The organism is Methylocystis rosea SV97, from assembly GCF_000372845.1.
In the GTDB taxonomy this organism is placed as follows: domain Bacteria; phylum Pseudomonadota; class Alphaproteobacteria; order Rhizobiales; family Beijerinckiaceae; genus Methylocystis; species Methylocystis rosea.
Genome location: NZ_KB889963.1, coordinates 3,079,863 through 3,095,001 on the forward strand (window position 1 = coordinate 3,079,863; position 15,139 = coordinate 3,095,001).

Here is a 15,139-nt window from a genome sequence, read left to right on the forward strand (position 1 = left end):
GTTAGAAATATCCTTCCTGCTTCTTTTGCTCCATGGAGCTGGAGCCGTCGTGGTCGATGAGCCGCCCTTGGCGCTCCGAGGAGCGGCTTTCGCGCATCTCCGCAATGATCTCTTCGAGACTGGCCGCATCGCTTTCGATGCCCCCCGTCAACGGATAGCAGCCGAGCGTACGAAAGCGCACCATCTTATGTTCGATGGATTCTCCAGGCGCGAGCTCCATGCGCGCATCGTCGACCATGATGAGCGTGCCGCCGCGGCGCACGACCGGCCGCTCTTTGGCGAAATAGAGGGGAACGACGGGGATGTTCTCGCGCGCGACGTAATCCCAGATGTCCGCCTCGGTCCAATTCGACATCGGGAAGACGCGCAGACTCTCGCCCGGCGCCTTTCGCGTATTGTAGAGACGCCAGAATTCCGGGCGCTGATTCTTCGGGTCCCAACGGTGCTGCGCCGTGCGAAATGACAGCACGCGCTCCTTGGCGCGGGATTTTTCCTCGTCGCGACGCGCCCCGCCAAAAGCGGCGTCGAACTTATACTTGTCCAACGCCTGCTTCAGCGCCTCGGTCTTCATGATCTCGGTGTGAAGCTTCGAACCATGAACGAAGGGGCTGATGTTCATCTCAATCCCTCTGGGATTGATATATTCGATAAGTTCGAGGCCAAGCTCTTTCATGCGACGGTCGCGAAACTCGATCATCTCGCGAAATTTCCAGGTCGTATTGACATGGAGCAGCGGAAACGGCGGCTTGGAGGGATAAAACGCCTTCATGGCGACGTGCAGCATCGCCGCCGAATCCTTGCCGATCGAATAGAGCATCACCGGCCGTTCGCACTCAGCGACGGTCTCGCGCATGATGTGGATGCTCTCGGCCTCGAGTCGATCGAGATGGCCGAGCGGCCGCGTCGCAAGCGCCGTCATAGGCTCGCCTCTTGCGGCGCGCCGCGCCGCAACACGCCGTCGTCGCCGACATGAAGGCCGCATTCCTTCTTGTTGTCTTCTTCCCACCACCAGCGTCCGGCGCGTTCGTCTTCGCCGGGCAGCACCGCGCGCGTGCACGGCGCGCAGCCGATCGATAGAAACCCCTTGGCGTGGAGATCGTTGACCGGCACTGAAAACTCCTCGACCGCGGCGACGACCGCGTCGCGCGTGTAATCTGCGAGCGGATTGAGCTTGAGCACCCTGTGGGTCTCATCGAAGGCGATGAGCGGCGCCTCGGCGCGCGCCTGAGACTGGTCCGCGCGAAGCCCCGTCACCCAGCCCGAAACGCCCTCGAGCAACCGCGACAGCGGCTCAACCTTGCGAACATGACAGCAGGCCTTGCGCGCGTCCACGGACTTATAAAAGCCGTTGATCCCCTGCTCCTCGATGAGCGCTTCGAGCGGCGCCGCCTGGGGGTAAACCGCGCGTATGCGCCGCGCATAGCGCGCTTCGGTGCGCTCCCACAGCTCGTAGGTTTCGGGAAAGAGCCGGCCGGTGTCGATCGTCGCGACGTCGATATCGAGACCCTGCGTGAAGATCGAATGCGCGATGAACTGATCCTCGACGCCAAAACTCGTGGTGAAGACGATCCGGCCGGGAATGAACTCGCGCACGAGCAGCAAACGATGATCGAGATCGAGCGGCGCCAGTCGCGGCGCCAGCGTTTCGGGGATCGAAGGCTTCATGAACGCACCGCCTTTCGGCGCGCTTCCAGGATCGAGCCGCGCCCGGCGTAGCCACGCTGATAGCTCATCGAATAGGCGTTGAGCGCGGCGCGCCACTGTTCTTCGTCCTGACGATCGGCGAGATCGTCGGGAATTTCGATCGTATCAAAGCCGCAACCGATCGCGTGAGGATATTGGTCGGCGACGAGACGCCCGCTGGCGCGCAACTCGCCTTTAAACTGCGCCCGCCGCAACAGGCGCGCCAAAGAGAAGCCGCGACCGTCAGCGAAAGCCGGGAAAGCGATCGAGATGAGGTCGAGCCGCGGCAAGGCGGCGATGAGCGCCGACGGTTCCGTCGTGTTCGGAACGATCACGCCGAACGTGGCCGTCGGCCCGAGGACCTCCACGGCATGTTCGAGTCGCGGCAATGACACGATGAACTTGCCGCTTTTCGGCAGCGCTTCCTCGTCGGCAAGTCGGCGCCATGCGTCCTCGATGAAGCGGCCGTCAGATATCAGCGCCATCTTCGCCCTCCCGACGCAGAACGTCTTTGAACCGCGCATGGCCGATACGGCGCCAGGTGTCGATGAAAGCTTCGCCCTCCTCGCGTTCAGCGAGATAGTAGTCGACGAGATGTTCGACTACGTCGGGCACCTGCTCGGCGGTGACGCCAGGTCCCAGAATTTCGCCGATCGACGCCGAGAAGGTCGGATCGCCGCCAAGCGTAATCTGATAGGATTCCTGGCCCTTCTTCTCCAAGCCGAGAATGCCGATCGCTCCCACGTGATGGTGTCCGCAGGCGTTGATGCAGCCTGAGATCTTGACGCCGAGCTTGCCGATGCGCCGCTGCCTCGACATGTCGGAGAAGCGCTTCGAGATCGCCTGCGCGATGGGGATCGAGCGCGCAGTGGCGAGCGAGCAATAGTCGAGGCCGGGGCACGAGATGATGTCGGAGACGAGACCCGCGTTCGCCGTCGCAAGACTAGCTGCGTCGAGCATGCTCCACAGGGCGAAAAGATCGTCCTGCCTCACATGCGGCAGGATGATGTTCTGCTCATGGCTGACACGCAGTTCGCCGAAGCCGAAGCGCTCGCTGGCGTCGGCCAGCACGCGCATCTGATCGGAGGTGGCGTCGCCGGGGACGCCGCCGATGGGCTTCAATGAAACGGTGACGATGGCGTAGCCGGGGATCTTGTGCGCGCCGACGTTGACGTCGACGAAATTGGCGAAAGCCGGCGTCTCCAGTTTCGCGGCGCGCAGCAAGGCGGACGTCGCCGGCAGCGACTCGTAAGGCGGCGGCGCGAAGAAGGCGGCGATGCGCTCGAATTCCTCTGGGTCGTGGGCGAAAACCGAGCGGTCCATCGCCGCGAACTCGGCTTCGACCGCCGCGCGGATTTCGTCAATTCCCTTCTCGTGGACGAGAATTTTGACTCGCGCCTTGTATTTGTTGTCGCGCCTGCCGAAGCGGTTATAGACGCGCAGGATCGCCTCGAGAAAGGCGAGCAGATCCTCGCGCGGCACGAAGTCGCCGACGACCTTGCCGATAAAGGGCGAACGGCCGAGTCCGCCGCCTACCACGACCTGATAGCCGATCTCGCCCTCATCATTCTTCACGATGCGCAGGCCGATGTCATGCACCAGAATCGCGGCGCGATCATGCTCTGCGCCCGTCACCGCAATCTTGAACTTGCGCGGCAGGAATGAGAACTCCGAATGCAGGCTCGACCATTGGCGGAGAAACTCCGCCGTCGGTCGGGGATCTTCGATCTCGTCCGGCGCGACGCCGGCGAAATGATCGGCCGTCACATTGCGAATGCAGTTGCCCGACGTCTGGATGGCGTGCATCTCGACGTCCGCCAGCGATTCCAGAATGTCCGGCGTATCGACGAGCTTGGGCCAATTGTATTGGAGGTTCTGTCGCGTCGTGAAATGGCCGTAGCCCTTGTCCCACTTATCGGCGATATCGGCGAGCCGGCGCATCTGCCGCGCCGTCAGCGTGCCATAGGGAATGGCGACGCGCAGCATATAGGCGTGAAGCTGCAGATAGAGCCCGTTCATCAGCCGGAAGGGGCGGAACTCCTCTTCGGTCAGCGCGCCGGAAAGCCGCCGATTGACCTGCTCACGAAACTCCGCCACGCGTTCGCTGACAAAGGCCGCGTCATATTCATCGTAACGATAGGTGGTCATCGGCGCATTGGGCCGCTGCGCCACACGCAGATCGACCGCCGTCATAACGCGCCCTCGCCCGCCTGCTTGCCGAGATCAAGGCGAACGCTCGGTCCCTTCACGCGCATCTTTTCTCGATAATGTAACGGCGTCGGCGCGCCATCGCTCCCGATCTCGACATCGGCGAGATAAACGTCGACCACGTGATTGGCTGAAATGTCGCGCTTGCCCAAGGCTTCCAGTGCGGTCGCCTCTTCGGCCTTCCGGGCGACGCGCGCGCGGCGGTGGTCGCGCTCCCAGCCCGAGGAGCCGAGAAACACCACTTCGCCGTCCGTCAAATTCGAGGCGATCAGGATCTGGGGATGTTTGAAGACGGGCATCACGTTTCCTGCGCCAGCTTTAGCCGAAGGCCGCTCATCTCATCGGACCAGATGATCTGGCAGGAGAGACGCGAATTTTCGTAAAGCATTGGCAATTCATCGAGCTTTTCGACTTCCTCTTCGCGCGGCGGCGGCACGCGGCGGGCCGATTCCGCGTCGAGGACGACATGGCATTCCGCACATGCAAGAGCGCCGCCACAGGTGTTGTCCATGCCGACGCCATGGTCGCGCAAGATCTCCATCAGCCGCCAGCCTTCGACGGCTTCGAGTTCATGGACAACGCCGTTGCGATCCTCGACGTGCAGGGTCGGCAGACTCTGCTGCGACGATTCGGCGGGCCGCCGCGCGACGATATTCTCGATATTGCTCATGCCTTGACGCGCCGACCTGGTCCGCGCCAGCCAGCAGCCACGGACGTTCTGTATTTCGAACGCATAAACCTCCAAACCGCACGAATGTCAATTCACGATCATATTGCGGTGCTTGTGTTTAATTACATATTTTATCTGTTGTTTTAAGCGCGTCACAATTGGAGCGCCATCCGCAGTTAGCTGAAACAGAGCATGACAAGCGCTAAAAACCATGTTTGTTGAGCGCTTGTCATTCATAAACAGCGGCGCCAGCGCGACATGCGATAGGAGCACCCATGGTTAAGAAGCCGGTCAAAATCACCAGGGAAGCGCCCGCGAAACGGGAGCCGGAAAGCCGGCCGCGTAAGGTCGAGGCTCCGGCCGCCGCCGCGAACGCCGCCGCTCGCCCGGCGGTCATCGTCGTTGGCGCGGACAAGGGCGGCGTCGGCAAAACCACGATCGCCAGAGCCATCCTCGACTTTCTTTCGCTCAATGACATCCATACGCGCGCGTTCGACACCGAGACGCCGCGCGGAACGCTTCATCGCTTCCACCCTGACGAGACGATGATCGTCGATCTGACCGAACCCTCGGACCAGATGAAGATCATCGACACGCTGAATACGTCGCAGGCCAAGGTCAGCGTCATCGACGTGCGCGCCGGCGGGTTGAGCCCGGCGCTCGGGGCGCTCGACGAAATCGGCTTCTTCGATGCGGTGAAAGGCGGCGAATTCCGCTTCGTGCTGCTGCATGTGATCGGACCCTCCATCGCTTCGCTGGAGGAGATCGCCGAAATTGCGCCTTATGTCGCGGACGCCAATTATTTCATGGTGAAGAATCACGTCAACGACACGACCTTCTTCGAATGGGATCCACAAACGCACGCTAAATATTTCGAGCACGTCGTCACATCGGGCGAGATCACGATTCCCAAGCTCAGCGAACTTGCCTACGAGCAGGTCGAGCTATCCGGGACGCCGTTTTCGACATTCATCGGCAATCAGGACGCGCAGGGTCGCCCGGCGGAGCATTCGTTCGTGTTGCGCGGCTACGTCCGCACATGGCTGGCGCGCGTCGCCGATGAGTTCGAACGGGTCGGCCTTCTCGATCTTGTTGGCGATAAGAGGCGATAGAGGGTCGCGGCGGCGCGCATCGTCTCCGCGAAGACCACATGGCGCCTCGCACTCTTGCGTTCTTCGTTTGCTCGCCGCACTCGCGAACAGGCGTGACGACAGCGGCGCGTTTGCTGACCGAATATTATTTGTCGCGCAATGTCGACGTGGAAGGCTTTGACACGGATTTCCGGGAGCCGCTTTATGCAGTGTTCTTTCCGGAAGCGACGCGCATCGTCGACCTCAGCGAGATCAAGGGACAGATTTCGCTCTTCGACCGCCTCCTCGTCGCCGACGAGACGCCAAAGATCGTCGACGTCTGGCATCGCTCCTATGAGCGTCTGTTCGCGACCATCGCCGAAATTGGCTTTCTCGAAGAAGCGCGGCGGCGCGGCGTTGAGCCGATCGTGCTCTTTCAAACGGACGTCACGGAGAGCGCGGCGAACAGCGCGCTCGTCCTCAAGACCACATGGCCGGATCTCATGATGAACGTCATCCACAATCGCGGCGCCTCGCCACTCGGCCGCGACTCCTTGGCGATTCTTGCGCGCTATCCAGCGAGCGGCAAATTCGTGATCCCGCGCCTTGAGGCGCCGATCGCGCGCGCGCTCGACGACGTCGATCTGTCGCTATCCCGCTTCACGAGAGAGCCGCCGCCGGAAATGTCCATCGTGGTTCGCGCGGCGCTCAAAGCATGGCTGTCGCCAATCTTCACCCAATTTCAAAGCTTCGAATTGCGGCTCGCGCTGCAGTCGAGCGAATGGCTTCGTTAAAGGACGGGCGCCATGGAATACCGCAGACTCGGAAACAGCGATCTCTCCGTCTCCGCCATCTGTCTCGGCTCAATGACGTGGGGACAGCAGAACAGCGAAGCCGAAGGCCATGTGCAACTAGATTACGCCTTCGATTGCGGCGTCAATTTCATCGACACGGCGGAAATCTATTCCATTCCGCCGAGGCGAGAAACGCAAGGCTCCTCCGAGCGCATCATCGGAAGTTGGCTCGCCGCACGTAAGAACCGTGACAAGGCGATCATCGCCACTAAGGTCGCCGGCCGCGGCGACGCCAATTGGTTGCGTCCGGGGCGCGTGGGAACGGTTCTCGACGCCAAGAATATCGACGCTGCGATCGAGGGATCGCTCAAGCGGCTGCAGACCGATTACATCGATCTCTATCAATTGCATTGGCCGGATCGTTCGCTACCGCTTTGGGGCGCAGGCGGCACGGTCTATCGACGCCCGACGAAGCGCGACGAAACTCCCATCGAAGAGACGCTGGAAGCGCTAACGCGGCTCGTCAAAGCCGGCAAGGTTCGGCACATCGGGCTGTCCAATGAAACGCCGTGGGGCGTGGCGCGCTTTCTGCGCGCTGCGGAACTCGGCCTTGGGCCTCGCGTCGTCTCGATTCAAAACGCCTACAACCTCGTCAACCGTACCTTCGAGATCGGGCTCGCTGAGTTCGCTGAGCGCGAGCGCGTCGGATTGCTCGCCTATTCGCCGCTCGCGCAAGGATATCTCACCGGGAAATATCAGGGCGGCGCGCGGCCGCCCGGCGCCCGCACGACGCTGTTCGAGCGCGCGCAGCGTTATGAGAAGCCGGAAGTCGAAAAAGCGATCGCCGCCTATCTGGCGCTCGCGCAAGATCTTGGAGTCGATCCGGCGCAGTTCGCCATCGCCTTCGTGACGTCCCGGCCCTTCGTGACGTCGAATATTATTGGCGCGACGACGATGGCGCAGCTCAAAGCCGATCTCGCGTCGGTGGCGTTCAGGATCACGCCTGACATGGAGCGGCGTATTGACGCCATCCACCATCTCCACAGCAACCCCGCGCCATGACCGGAGGCGCGAGTCTTCGCGCGGAGACGCCTCTCAGCTTGGCGCCGAGAGAGCTTCCGGATCGCATGGACTCATTTGATCGATAAGGAATCGCTCAAAATGTTGGAGCAGGTTCTCATCGGAAAAGTCTGTCAACTTTTTCGGAACCTGCTCTAACGCTCAGGCGTGTCCCGCATGTGTCGACAGCCGTTGTGGATCGACGCCGATCGAGCGCAGCGCGCGCGCATATTTCGTCTCGAGGTCATGATCGAACAGCAAGGCGGGATCGGTCGGACAGTTCAGCCAACCGTTGCGCTGAATCTCTTCTTCGAGCTGACCCGGATCCCAACCCGCATAGCCGAGCGCGAGCAGCGCGCGGTCCGGGCCGCGCCCTGCGGCGATGGCGCGCAGAATGTCGATCGTCGCCGTGAGCGAGACGCCGTCGTCGATCGGCAAGGTGGAATTGTCGAGGAAGAAGTCCGGCGTATGCAGCACGAAACCGCGGTCGGTCTGCACCGGCCCCCCGGACAGCACCTGGATGTCTTCGGCGCGGCTCGGCAGGCTGATGCGCTCCTGGGGGGCGATCACTTGCAGCTGCACGAGCAAATCGGGAAAATTGCGCACCCGGGCCGCCTGGTTGACGACGATGCCCATCGCGCCTTCTTCGGAATGGGCGCATAGATAGATCACCGAGCGCGCGAAACGCTGATCCAACATGCTCGGCATCGCGATCAGCAATTGGCCATCAAGAAAGCGGCGCTCGTCGGGACGCCCGCTGCGGCGCTCGCTCACCCTCTCCGCGAATTCTTGCTTCTTGTCGCTCGGCCTCATAGGGTCATGCTACGCCCGCCGCGTCCTCAGGACAAGCGGCGCAAATCACGTAACTGACTGCCTTGACTGGGGGACCGGGGGCGCCGAAGGGTCACGATGCGCTCAAAATTCTTTCTATTCGCGCCGCTAGCCGTCACGCTGGCGCAGGTCTTTCCGGCGTCGTCGCTCGCCGAGAACACGGCCTTCGCGTCTGCCGTCGTAAAGGGCGCGGCCTCGAGCGCTCGGCTCTTGTCCGCCGGCCCTCCGCAGGGCGGGTCTTACCGCGCCGCCGTCGAGATCTCGCTCGCGCCGGAAACCATCACCTATTGGCGCCAGCCCGGCGAGGCGGGCTCGGCGCCCGCGTTCGATTTTTCAAGATCGGTCAATGTGGCCAAAGTCGAACCCTCCTTTCCCGCGCCGAAACATATCGACGAGGCCGGAACCATGGTGGCTGGCTATGATGCGCGCGTCGTCCTGCCCTTGAAGGTGACGCCGCGCGATCCCAATGCGCCGGTGACGCTCAATCTCGTGCTCGACTACGCCTCCTGCGGCAAGATCTGCCTGCCGGCGCGCGCCGATTTGTCTTTGGAGTTGCCGCGCAACGGCGCTTCGCCTCATGCGGCGGCGATCGCCGAAGCCGAACGGCTGGTGCCAAGCAAGCTCACCGTGGCCGAGGCCAAAAAGCGCTTTGCGGTTTCGCGGAATAACGCGGACGGGACGTGGCGGCTGCGCTACCTTGGACCCGGCAAAGCCGAGGACGTCTTCGCCGAAGCGCCTGAGCCGTTCTTCATTGAAAGCACGCGCGCGGGAGAGGGATTCGAGCTTAAGCTTTTTTCCGGAAGCGAAACCGCCAAGGCCGCCGACGCGACGTTAACGATCGTCACCGACGCCGGCGCTTTCGAGGCCCCGGCGCGGCTGGAGTAAGCGCGACCGCCTTCTCCTACTCCACCTCAGCGTCGATGGGCGTCGCAGCTTCATGGTCGAGCTTGGGCGTGCGCTTGAACGTCGATTTGCGCCCTCGCAAGGTCTGGAGAATCTTCGCGCCGTTAGCGAAGGCGAGATAGATCATCAGCGGCGGAATTGACGCGACCGTTTTGACATAGTCGGCGACGGTTCCGCGCTTGAGCGCCAGATAGGGCGGCAGCGTGATGCCGAGCGCCACCAGGACCGTCATGATTCCGATGATCTCCAACATCCCGGCGAAGGGCGCGAGCGATCCGTGCAGAATCACGCCAAGGAAGAAGGCGATGAGTCCAATAGCGGCGGTGGGGAAGAAAATCTGATGGGCGATCAGCGAGATCGCCATCACCCGACGCGTCAGGCTCCATGGCGAACGCCAAATCGGCAGGACGGTCTTTTGCGCGACCTGCACGAACCCGTTCGACCATCGCCTTTGCTGGCGACGGAAATCGCGGATTCCCTCCGGCACCTGGCCGGGAATCGGCGGCTCCGAGACAAATAGCCCATGCCATCCCTGGAGCGCCGCGCGCACGGTGAGGTCGAGGTCCTCGCAGAGCGAATAGTCGGACCAGCCGCCGGCGTCCTCGACCGTCGCGCGTCGCCAAATTCCGCCGGTGCCGTTGAATTGAAAGAGCCAGCCGGCATGCGCGCGTGAGCGCTGTTCGACGAGATAATGGCCGTCCTGCACGAGGCCCTGGGCGCGCGTCAGCCAGTTTTTCTCGAAATTCTGGAACTCGCAGCGCGACTGCACGAAGCCGATGCGATCGTCGGTCAGAAAAAGCGGCACCGTTCGCTTCAGCCAATTGGGCGGCGGACGAAAGTCGGCGTCGAGCATTGCGACGAAGGGTTCGTCGGTCAGCGTGAGGCCATGCGCGCAGGCGCCCGCCTTGAAACCCGAGCGGTCGGCGCGACGCACATGGTCGATCACGGCGCCGCCGATGCGAAGCTCCGCCGCCACTGCGTCGGCCCGAGCGCTTGTCTCGTCCGTCGAATCGTCGAGAAGCTGTATGCGCAGCCTGTCCTTAGGCCAATCGAGGAGCGCGACGCAGCGCAACGACTGCTCGGTGACGAGCGGCTCGTTGAAGACGGGGATTTGCAACAGGACTCGCGGCAGATCCGAGTCAGGCGTTGCGGGCGCCTCCGGATCGCGCACGCCGCGCAGCTGGTCGTAACCGAAGCGGCCGATGACGATCAGATAGCCGATTCCGATCGCCATCAGGATCGAAGCGCAGACCATCGCGACCGAGTCGACGAGGAATTGAAAAAGCCCCAGCAAACGGCCTATCCTTCTTCGTGCGGAACCGGCGAGGGCTTCGCCCCGGCGCGCGCATTCACGCTGTCCTTCGCCCAAACCACCTGGTCAGTGACCCAGGCGTTCAACCAGACCGCCAGCATCGTCGCCTCGCGAACCACAAACACCGCGGGCGCGGCCCACGATAACTGCCATCCTTTGGCCACGGAAAGCAATGTCTCAAGCGCAAACCACAGCAGAAGCGTCGCCGACGCGGCGGCAAGTGGCGCGATCCCGACGAGCGGCGCCGCGAGCGCTGAAGCGATAACTGCTGGAACCGCTTGGCATATTGGCTCGGCAAGGAAGGAGATGAGCTCATCGCTGCGGCGAACGACGCTCCAGCGCAATTGCCGCTGATAAACATCTTCGAACGCGCGCGCGCCGAGTTCCTGGCGCACAAGCCTGTGGGAAAAGACCGCCCGTTTGCCGATCCGCCGCATCGCCTTGGCCAAGGCGTTGTCTTCGCCGACCGTATGGGAAATCGCGTCAAAGCCTCCCGCGCGCAGGAAGTCCGAACGTCGAAACAACATGATCTTGCCGACGCCATGCCCCTGCCCCAGCGCCGAGGCGAGAAACAGCATGCGGGCGTGCGGACCGTTAATGATCGCTGCCTCGACTTGCGCGGCGAAATTTTCAAGGCGCGCGCAATAGGGAATGGCGCAGACGAGCCCGACCTCGTCCGTCAGCTGCCTGACGTGCTGCTCCAGCGCGTCCGGCTCGAGCAGCACATTGGCGTCCTTCATCAGTATGACGTCGTGCGTCGCCTGCATGAACGGCGCATAAAGATTGTCGACCTTCGGACTTACGGCGAACTTCGCTGTCGAGCGGAGAATGCGCGAAGGCACATTCGGGTGACTCGCGAGAATGGCGCGCATGCGCTCGACTGCCGGCCCCTCGACGTCGGTTGCGGCGACGGTCACGTCGAAATCGCCGTAGTGCTGCGTCAGCGCGGACTCTTGCGTGCGATCGAACTGGTCCTCGAGCATCTTGACGGGAAGCACGACCGAGACCGGCGGCCGGTCTCGTCGCGTGGCGCGGCGCGCGGCGAGCCAGGGCTGCGCGATGGTCGCCGCGACAGAGACGACAAGCAACACGACGGCGATCATCCAATAGGCGCCTGCGGCCCACGCGAGGATGATGTAGGCCGTCACGATATTTCCCGTTCCGGCGTCTCTGGGACTTCGGCGGGAAACTGGCGCATGACGCCGTCGACGAGCGCCGCCGGCAAGAGGGAGAAGAGGCGCATCGCCCAATACATGTAACGAGGAAAGGCGATGACGTTGCGGCGGCGGTCCAGCCCGTTCTTGATGATGCGCGCGGCTTCTTTGTCGGAAAGGGCGCCGGGCTGCCAGGATTCGACGCCCGCCGACTCTGGCGTCTTTAGGAGAGCGCGCGCTGAAAAGGGCGTCTTCACGATGGTGCGCGCCGACATGGGCGTCTTCACATAACCCGGCACGATCAGCGCGACATGCACGCCATGGGCTGCGAGCTGGGCGCGCAGGCTGTCCGCCCACATGTGCACGCACGCCTTCGCCGCACAATAGGCCGGCGAATGCGGGAGCGCGCGCACGCCGGCCATCGAGCCGACAATGGCGATCCTGCCGCTCTTTCGAGCGCACATCGGCAGAATTGCGGGTTCGACCGTGTTGAAGACGCCCTCGACATTGATCTTGAGCATTGCTCGGACCGCCTCGGGCGTTTCGAGAAGCTGGCCGGGCGAAAGGCCCGTCGCGACGCCGGCGTTGGCGACAAGAATGTCGATCGGGCGCTTTTCATACGCAGATTGAACGATGCGCGCCATGGCTTCGCGATCCCGCACATCGGCAATGTGAGTCTCCGCCTCCTCTGCGCCGGCAGCGAGACAGGCGCGCGCGGCGCCCTCGAGGCGCTCGGCGTCGCGGCCAAGCAAGACAAGGCTCGCGCCTTCGTGCGCATAGGCGAGCGCCAATGCGCGCCCAATGCCGCTCGAGGCGCCGGTGATAAGAACCCGAACAGCGCTCTTAGCCATACACGCGCCCTGCCCTACGGCGCCGCCGATCATTCATGTGGCCGGCCCCGGCCGCAAGGTCGCTTCGCCGACGATGCCGGGCGCCCGCGCCGCGCCATAGGCCACCAGACGGACGAAAATCTCGTTTTCGGTCGCGCGCAGCACGCGGCCCGACAACCTGACGGTCTCGCCGCGCAAGATTGGCTGCACGAACTTCCCGGCAATTGAAGCGATGACGAGGTCGCCGCGCCACGCCCTCAGCATTGGTTCAAACGCGGCCAGAAGCTTCATGCCATGTACCGGCGGCGCGGCCAGCCCGATCGCCGCCGCCACGGCGTCGTCGAGATGCAATGGATTTGCGTCCCCCGAGACCTCGGCGTAGCGCTCAAGCGAAGGCGCGTCGAACGGGCCAATGACGCTCTCCGGCAGTTTGTCGCCGACTTTGATGGGATCGCTCATGACGCGCTCCCAAATCCCGCGCGCGGCACGAGCCGCAATATGGTTTCGATCCGAGCGCAGGGCTCGCCTTGGGGCGTTGCGACTGTCCCGACCATCGTCAGACGCGGCGGCGTTTCCTCGCTGCTCATGGTGACGCTCAAGTCGTAGCTTTCGCCGGCGACGAGGGGCGCGTCATAGGAGAAGCTCTGCGACTCATGCACCGGCACGACGTCCCGCTGGGCGCAGAGGTCGCGCACAACTGAAAAAAGCGAAGGCTCGGCGAGCCAGATCGCCGGATAGGCGAGCGGAACGCTCGCGCCATCGCCGCCGGTCTCGCGCGCATAGGCTGCGGCGCGCGCCGGATCGACGCGCAACCGAAAAGGTCCCAGCGCAAGCGGCGGGTCAGACGGCATGACGCACGATCAACACGGCGTTGATCCCTCCGAAGGCGAAGGAGTTCGACATGGCGGCGTCGATCTTGTGCTTGCGCGCCGCGTTCGGCACGACATCGAGCGGGCACTTTGGGTCCGGCTCCAGGAAATTGATCGTCGGCGGCGCAATCTGTTCGCGAAGCGCATGTATGGTGATGGCGAGCTCCAAGCCGCCGCTGGCGCCCAGCGCGTGGCCGTGAATAGGCTTCGTCGACGACACCGGGACGACCCGTCCATAGTCGCCGAACACGCGCAGAATCGCTTCGGCTTCGGTGATGTCGTTGGCGTGGGTCGCGGTGCCATGCGCGTTGACGTAATGAATCTCCTGCGGAGCCATTCCCGCGTCTTCGAGCGCCAGGGCGATCGCGCTCGACGCGCCTTCAAGATCCGGCCGTACGGGGTCCTTGGCGTCGCTCGTCGTGCCGTAGCCGGCGAGTTCGCACAGGGGCGCGTGGCCGCGCATCCGCGCCGCCTCCTCCGTCTCCAGCACGAAAACCGCCGCGCCTTCGCCAAGCGACATGCCGTTGCGGCCCTTGGAGAAGGGACGGCACAAATTCGGGCTCAGCACGCGAAGGCCTTCCCACGCGCGGATCGTCGCGTTGATGACGCAGGCCTCGGCGCCGCCGACGATGGCTTTGTCCACGAGGCCCTGTCGGATCATCTGCATGCCAAGTCCGATCGACTGCGACGCCGAGGAGCAGGCGCTGCCGATCGAGAATGTCGGGCCGTGGCAGGAATAGCGCATCCCCAGGGTCGCAGGCGCCGCGCTCGGGATGAGCTTGGGAACGCTCAACATCTCGGGCCGCGTTCCTTCGACATAATAGCGGTAGATGCCGTCCTCGATCGTCGTCATGCCGCCGATGCCGGAGCCGATGATGACGGCCGTTCTCGGCCCGGCGACGTCCTTGCGTCCGAAACCCGCCTGCGCCACCGCTTCGTCGGCGGCGACGATGCAGAACTGCGTAAAGGGATCGCAGAACGGAAGAACATTGGGTTCGATATAATCGGCGGGATTGAAGTCGGGGACCTGCGCCGCGATCTTGATGCGCCCATCATAAGGGCGCTCCGTCTTGAGCGGACGAATCTGGGCGACGCCGTCGCGCGCCGCTTCCCATAGCTTTTGCGCGCCGACCCCAGAGGCGCACACCGCGCCCATTCCAGAAATAACGACGCGGCGCCCTTCGGCCCGCGCTCGCGAGAATGCCATTTACTGCTTCTCGCGCTCTTTCTGGATGTGGTCCGCGATCGCCTCGATCAGACTTTTGACGTCCTTGGCTTCCTGCAGCGACCCGTCCATGGGGATGTAAACGTTGAACTTCTCCTCGAGCGCCGTGAGGATCATAACGATGTCGACGGATTTGAGGTCGAGGCTCTCGATTGACGCGTCGGGGGTGATCTTGCTTTTGTCGACCATGCCTTCCGACGCGATCACTTCGATGATCTCGTCGACGAGCTGATTCTTGTCCTGCGGATTATCAGTCACGAATCCCTCCGTTTCAGGCTCTGCGCCGCCGACGACAACCAGCGCTCGCGACGCATTGACGCGGCAGCGCCGATCCGACGCCTTATTCGGGCGCGTGGCCAGAACCGCCCGCCTCTGGCTCTTCCGCTCCAGCGCCCCGTTCCCGCCCTCGGGCGCAGTCGGCACTGGTTAAGGCGTTTGGCCTCGAAAATAAAGCCCGCCGCGCTCTCGGCGGATTTGCAGTGGCCCGGCGGAGCGCTTCATGCGAAAACGCCGCCCGAAACAACGGAGGGC

18 protein-coding genes are annotated in these 15,139 nt (G+C 63.2%); 4 read left to right on the top strand and 14 right to left on the bottom strand.

Annotated elements, in window-relative coordinates; all coding sequences use genetic code 11:
* Position 1 precedes the first annotated feature (1 nt).
* Genes cysD through A3OO_RS0116295 form a run of 6 tightly spaced genes read right to left on the bottom strand, consistent with a single transcriptional unit; the run spans position 2 to position 4,561 of the window.
* The gene (gene cysD / locus A3OO_RS0116270) at positions 2-919 is read right to left on the bottom strand and encodes a sulfate adenylyltransferase subunit CysD (protein ID WP_018408907.1); all 918 of its coding nucleotides are present in this window, start codon (positions 917-919) and stop codon (positions 2-4) included.
* Positions 916-1,665 carry a phosphoadenylyl-sulfate reductase gene (locus A3OO_RS0116275; RefSeq protein WP_018408908.1) on the bottom strand — a complete coding sequence of 250 codons (750 nt, stop codon included), beginning with the start codon at positions 1,663-1,665 and terminating at the stop codon, positions 916-918. The genes cysD and A3OO_RS0116275 overlap by 4 nt, the downstream gene beginning before the upstream one ends.
* A complete protein-coding gene (locus tag A3OO_RS0116280; protein WP_018408909.1) occupies positions 1,662-2,168 on the bottom strand; it encodes a DUF934 domain-containing protein in 507 nt (168 codons plus the stop codon). The genes A3OO_RS0116275 and A3OO_RS0116280 overlap by 4 nt, the downstream gene beginning before the upstream one ends.
* A complete protein-coding gene (locus tag A3OO_RS0116285) occupies positions 2,152-3,876 on the bottom strand; it encodes a nitrite/sulfite reductase (protein ID WP_018408910.1) in 1,725 nt (574 codons plus the stop codon). The genes A3OO_RS0116280 and A3OO_RS0116285 overlap by 17 nt, the downstream gene beginning before the upstream one ends.
* The gene (locus A3OO_RS0116290; RefSeq protein WP_018408911.1) at positions 3,873-4,190 is read right to left on the bottom strand and encodes a DUF2849 domain-containing protein; all 318 of its coding nucleotides are present in this window, start codon (positions 4,188-4,190) and stop codon (positions 3,873-3,875) included. The genes A3OO_RS0116285 and A3OO_RS0116290 overlap by 4 nt, the downstream gene beginning before the upstream one ends.
* Complete coding sequence (locus tag A3OO_RS0116295) at positions 4,190-4,561, bottom strand: 2Fe-2S iron-sulfur cluster-binding protein (protein WP_018408912.1); 372 nt, start codon at positions 4,559-4,561, stop codon at positions 4,190-4,192. The genes A3OO_RS0116290 and A3OO_RS0116295 overlap by 1 nt, the downstream gene beginning before the upstream one ends.
* Positions 4,562-4,836: 275 nt before the next feature.
* Between A3OO_RS0116295 and A3OO_RS0116300 the strand changes: the two genes are divergently transcribed.
* From A3OO_RS0116300 to A3OO_RS0116310, 3 genes are read left to right on the top strand one after another with little or no spacing between them, the layout of a single operon-like run.
* Positions 4,837-5,673 (top strand): P-loop NTPase family protein, encoded by an 837-nt coding sequence (locus tag A3OO_RS0116300; RefSeq protein WP_018408913.1) that lies wholly within the window; start codon positions 4,837-4,839, stop codon positions 5,671-5,673.
* 38 nt (positions 5,674-5,711) lie between these two features.
* Positions 5,712-6,425: a hypothetical protein gene (locus A3OO_RS0116305; RefSeq protein ID WP_018408914.1), complete on the top strand. Its 714-nt coding sequence runs from the start codon at positions 5,712-5,714 to the stop codon at positions 6,423-6,425.
* 12 nt (positions 6,426-6,437) lie between these two features.
* Entirely contained in the window at positions 6,438-7,487 is a 1,050-nt protein-coding gene (locus A3OO_RS0116310; protein WP_018408915.1) for an aldo/keto reductase, read from the top strand.
* 159 nt (positions 7,488-7,646) lie between these two features.
* On the opposite strand, the gene A3OO_RS0116320 is transcribed toward A3OO_RS0116310, so the two are convergent.
* Positions 7,647-8,297 carry a YqgE/AlgH family protein gene (locus A3OO_RS0116320; RefSeq protein WP_018408916.1) on the bottom strand — a complete coding sequence of 217 codons (651 nt, stop codon included), beginning with the start codon at positions 8,295-8,297 and terminating at the stop codon, positions 7,647-7,649.
* 96 nt (positions 8,298-8,393) lie between these two features.
* Here A3OO_RS0116320 and A3OO_RS0116325 point away from each other — a divergent pair, with 96 nt between their 5' ends.
* Positions 8,394-9,200: a protein-disulfide reductase DsbD domain-containing protein gene (locus A3OO_RS0116325; RefSeq protein ID WP_018408917.1), complete on the top strand. Its 807-nt coding sequence runs from the start codon at positions 8,394-8,396 to the stop codon at positions 9,198-9,200.
* A gap of 16 nt (positions 9,201-9,216) precedes the next feature.
* Here the strand turns inward: A3OO_RS0116325 and A3OO_RS0116330 are convergent, their stop codons facing one another.
* Genes A3OO_RS0116330 through A3OO_RS0116360 form a run of 7 tightly spaced genes read right to left on the bottom strand, consistent with a single transcriptional unit; the run spans position 9,217 to position 14,866 of the window.
* On the bottom strand, positions 9,217-10,512 hold the full coding sequence (locus A3OO_RS0116330) for a glycosyltransferase family 2 protein (protein ID WP_018408918.1): 1,296 nt from the start codon (positions 10,510-10,512) through the stop codon (positions 9,217-9,219).
* 5 nt (positions 10,513-10,517) lie between these two features.
* Positions 10,518-11,678 carry a glycosyltransferase gene (locus tag A3OO_RS0116335; protein ID WP_018408919.1) on the bottom strand — a complete coding sequence of 387 codons (1,161 nt, stop codon included), beginning with the start codon at positions 11,676-11,678 and terminating at the stop codon, positions 10,518-10,520.
* Positions 11,675-12,535 carry an SDR family NAD(P)-dependent oxidoreductase gene (locus A3OO_RS0116340; protein WP_018408920.1) on the bottom strand — a complete coding sequence of 287 codons (861 nt, stop codon included), beginning with the start codon at positions 12,533-12,535 and terminating at the stop codon, positions 11,675-11,677. Before A3OO_RS0116340 ends, A3OO_RS0116335 begins: the two co-directional genes overlap by 4 nt.
* Positions 12,536-12,568: 33 nt before the next feature.
* Positions 12,569-12,973: a MaoC family dehydratase gene (locus A3OO_RS0116345; protein WP_018408921.1), complete on the bottom strand. Its 405-nt coding sequence runs from the start codon at positions 12,971-12,973 to the stop codon at positions 12,569-12,571.
* Positions 12,970-13,365 (bottom strand): hypothetical protein, encoded by a 396-nt coding sequence (locus A3OO_RS0116350; RefSeq protein WP_018408922.1) that lies wholly within the window; start codon positions 13,363-13,365, stop codon positions 12,970-12,972. The genes A3OO_RS0116345 and A3OO_RS0116350 overlap by 4 nt, the downstream gene beginning before the upstream one ends.
* A complete protein-coding gene (locus A3OO_RS0116355) occupies positions 13,355-14,590 on the bottom strand; it encodes a beta-ketoacyl-[acyl-carrier-protein] synthase family protein (protein WP_018408923.1) in 1,236 nt (411 codons plus the stop codon). Before A3OO_RS0116355 ends, A3OO_RS0116350 begins: the two co-directional genes overlap by 11 nt.
* Positions 14,591-14,866, bottom strand: coding sequence for an acyl carrier protein (locus A3OO_RS0116360; protein ID WP_014890237.1), 276 nt, complete (start codon positions 14,864-14,866; stop codon positions 14,591-14,593).
* Positions 14,867-15,139: the final 273 nt, after the last annotated feature.

Coding starts and splice junctions, on each gene's coding strand:
- A3OO_RS0116310 (WP_018408915.1), top strand. CDS start 6,438: ATGGAATACCGCAGACTCGGAAACAGCGATCTCTCCGTCTCCGCCATC.
- A3OO_RS0116320 (WP_018408916.1), bottom strand. CDS start 8,297: ATGAGGCCGAGCGACAAGAAGCAAGAATTCGCGGAGAGGGTGAGCGAG.
- A3OO_RS0116340 (WP_018408920.1), bottom strand. CDS start 12,535: ATGGCTAAGAGCGCTGTTCGGGTTCTTATCACCGGCGCCTCGAGCGGC.
- A3OO_RS0116350 (WP_018408922.1), bottom strand. CDS start 13,365: ATGCCGTCTGACCCGCCGCTTGCGCTGGGACCTTTTCGGTTGCGCGTC.
- cysD (WP_018408907.1), bottom strand. CDS start 919: ATGACGGCGCTTGCGACGCGGCCGCTCGGCCATCTCGATCGACTCGAG.
- A3OO_RS0116290 (WP_018408911.1), bottom strand. CDS start 4,190: ATGCCCGTCTTCAAACATCCCCAGATCCTGATCGCCTCGAATTTGACG.
- A3OO_RS0116300 (WP_018408913.1), top strand. CDS start 4,837: ATGGTTAAGAAGCCGGTCAAAATCACCAGGGAAGCGCCCGCGAAACGG.
- A3OO_RS0116325 (WP_018408917.1), top strand. CDS start 8,394: ATGCGCTCAAAATTCTTTCTATTCGCGCCGCTAGCCGTCACGCTGGCG.
- A3OO_RS0116345 (WP_018408921.1), bottom strand. CDS start 12,973: ATGAGCGATCCCATCAAAGTCGGCGACAAACTGCCGGAGAGCGTCATT.
- A3OO_RS0116305 (WP_018408914.1), top strand. CDS start 5,712: ATGGCGCCTCGCACTCTTGCGTTCTTCGTTTGCTCGCCGCACTCGCGA.
- A3OO_RS0116275 (WP_018408908.1), bottom strand. CDS start 1,665: ATGAAGCCTTCGATCCCCGAAACGCTGGCGCCGCGACTGGCGCCGCTC.
- A3OO_RS0116285 (WP_018408910.1), bottom strand. CDS start 3,876: ATGACGGCGGTCGATCTGCGTGTGGCGCAGCGGCCCAATGCGCCGATG.
- A3OO_RS0116280 (WP_018408909.1), bottom strand. CDS start 2,168: ATGGCGCTGATATCTGACGGCCGCTTCATCGAGGACGCATGGCGCCGA.
- A3OO_RS0116355 (WP_018408923.1), bottom strand. CDS start 14,590: ATGGCATTCTCGCGAGCGCGGGCCGAAGGGCGCCGCGTCGTTATTTCT.
- A3OO_RS0116295 (WP_018408912.1), bottom strand. CDS start 4,561: ATGAGCAATATCGAGAATATCGTCGCGCGGCGGCCCGCCGAATCGTCG.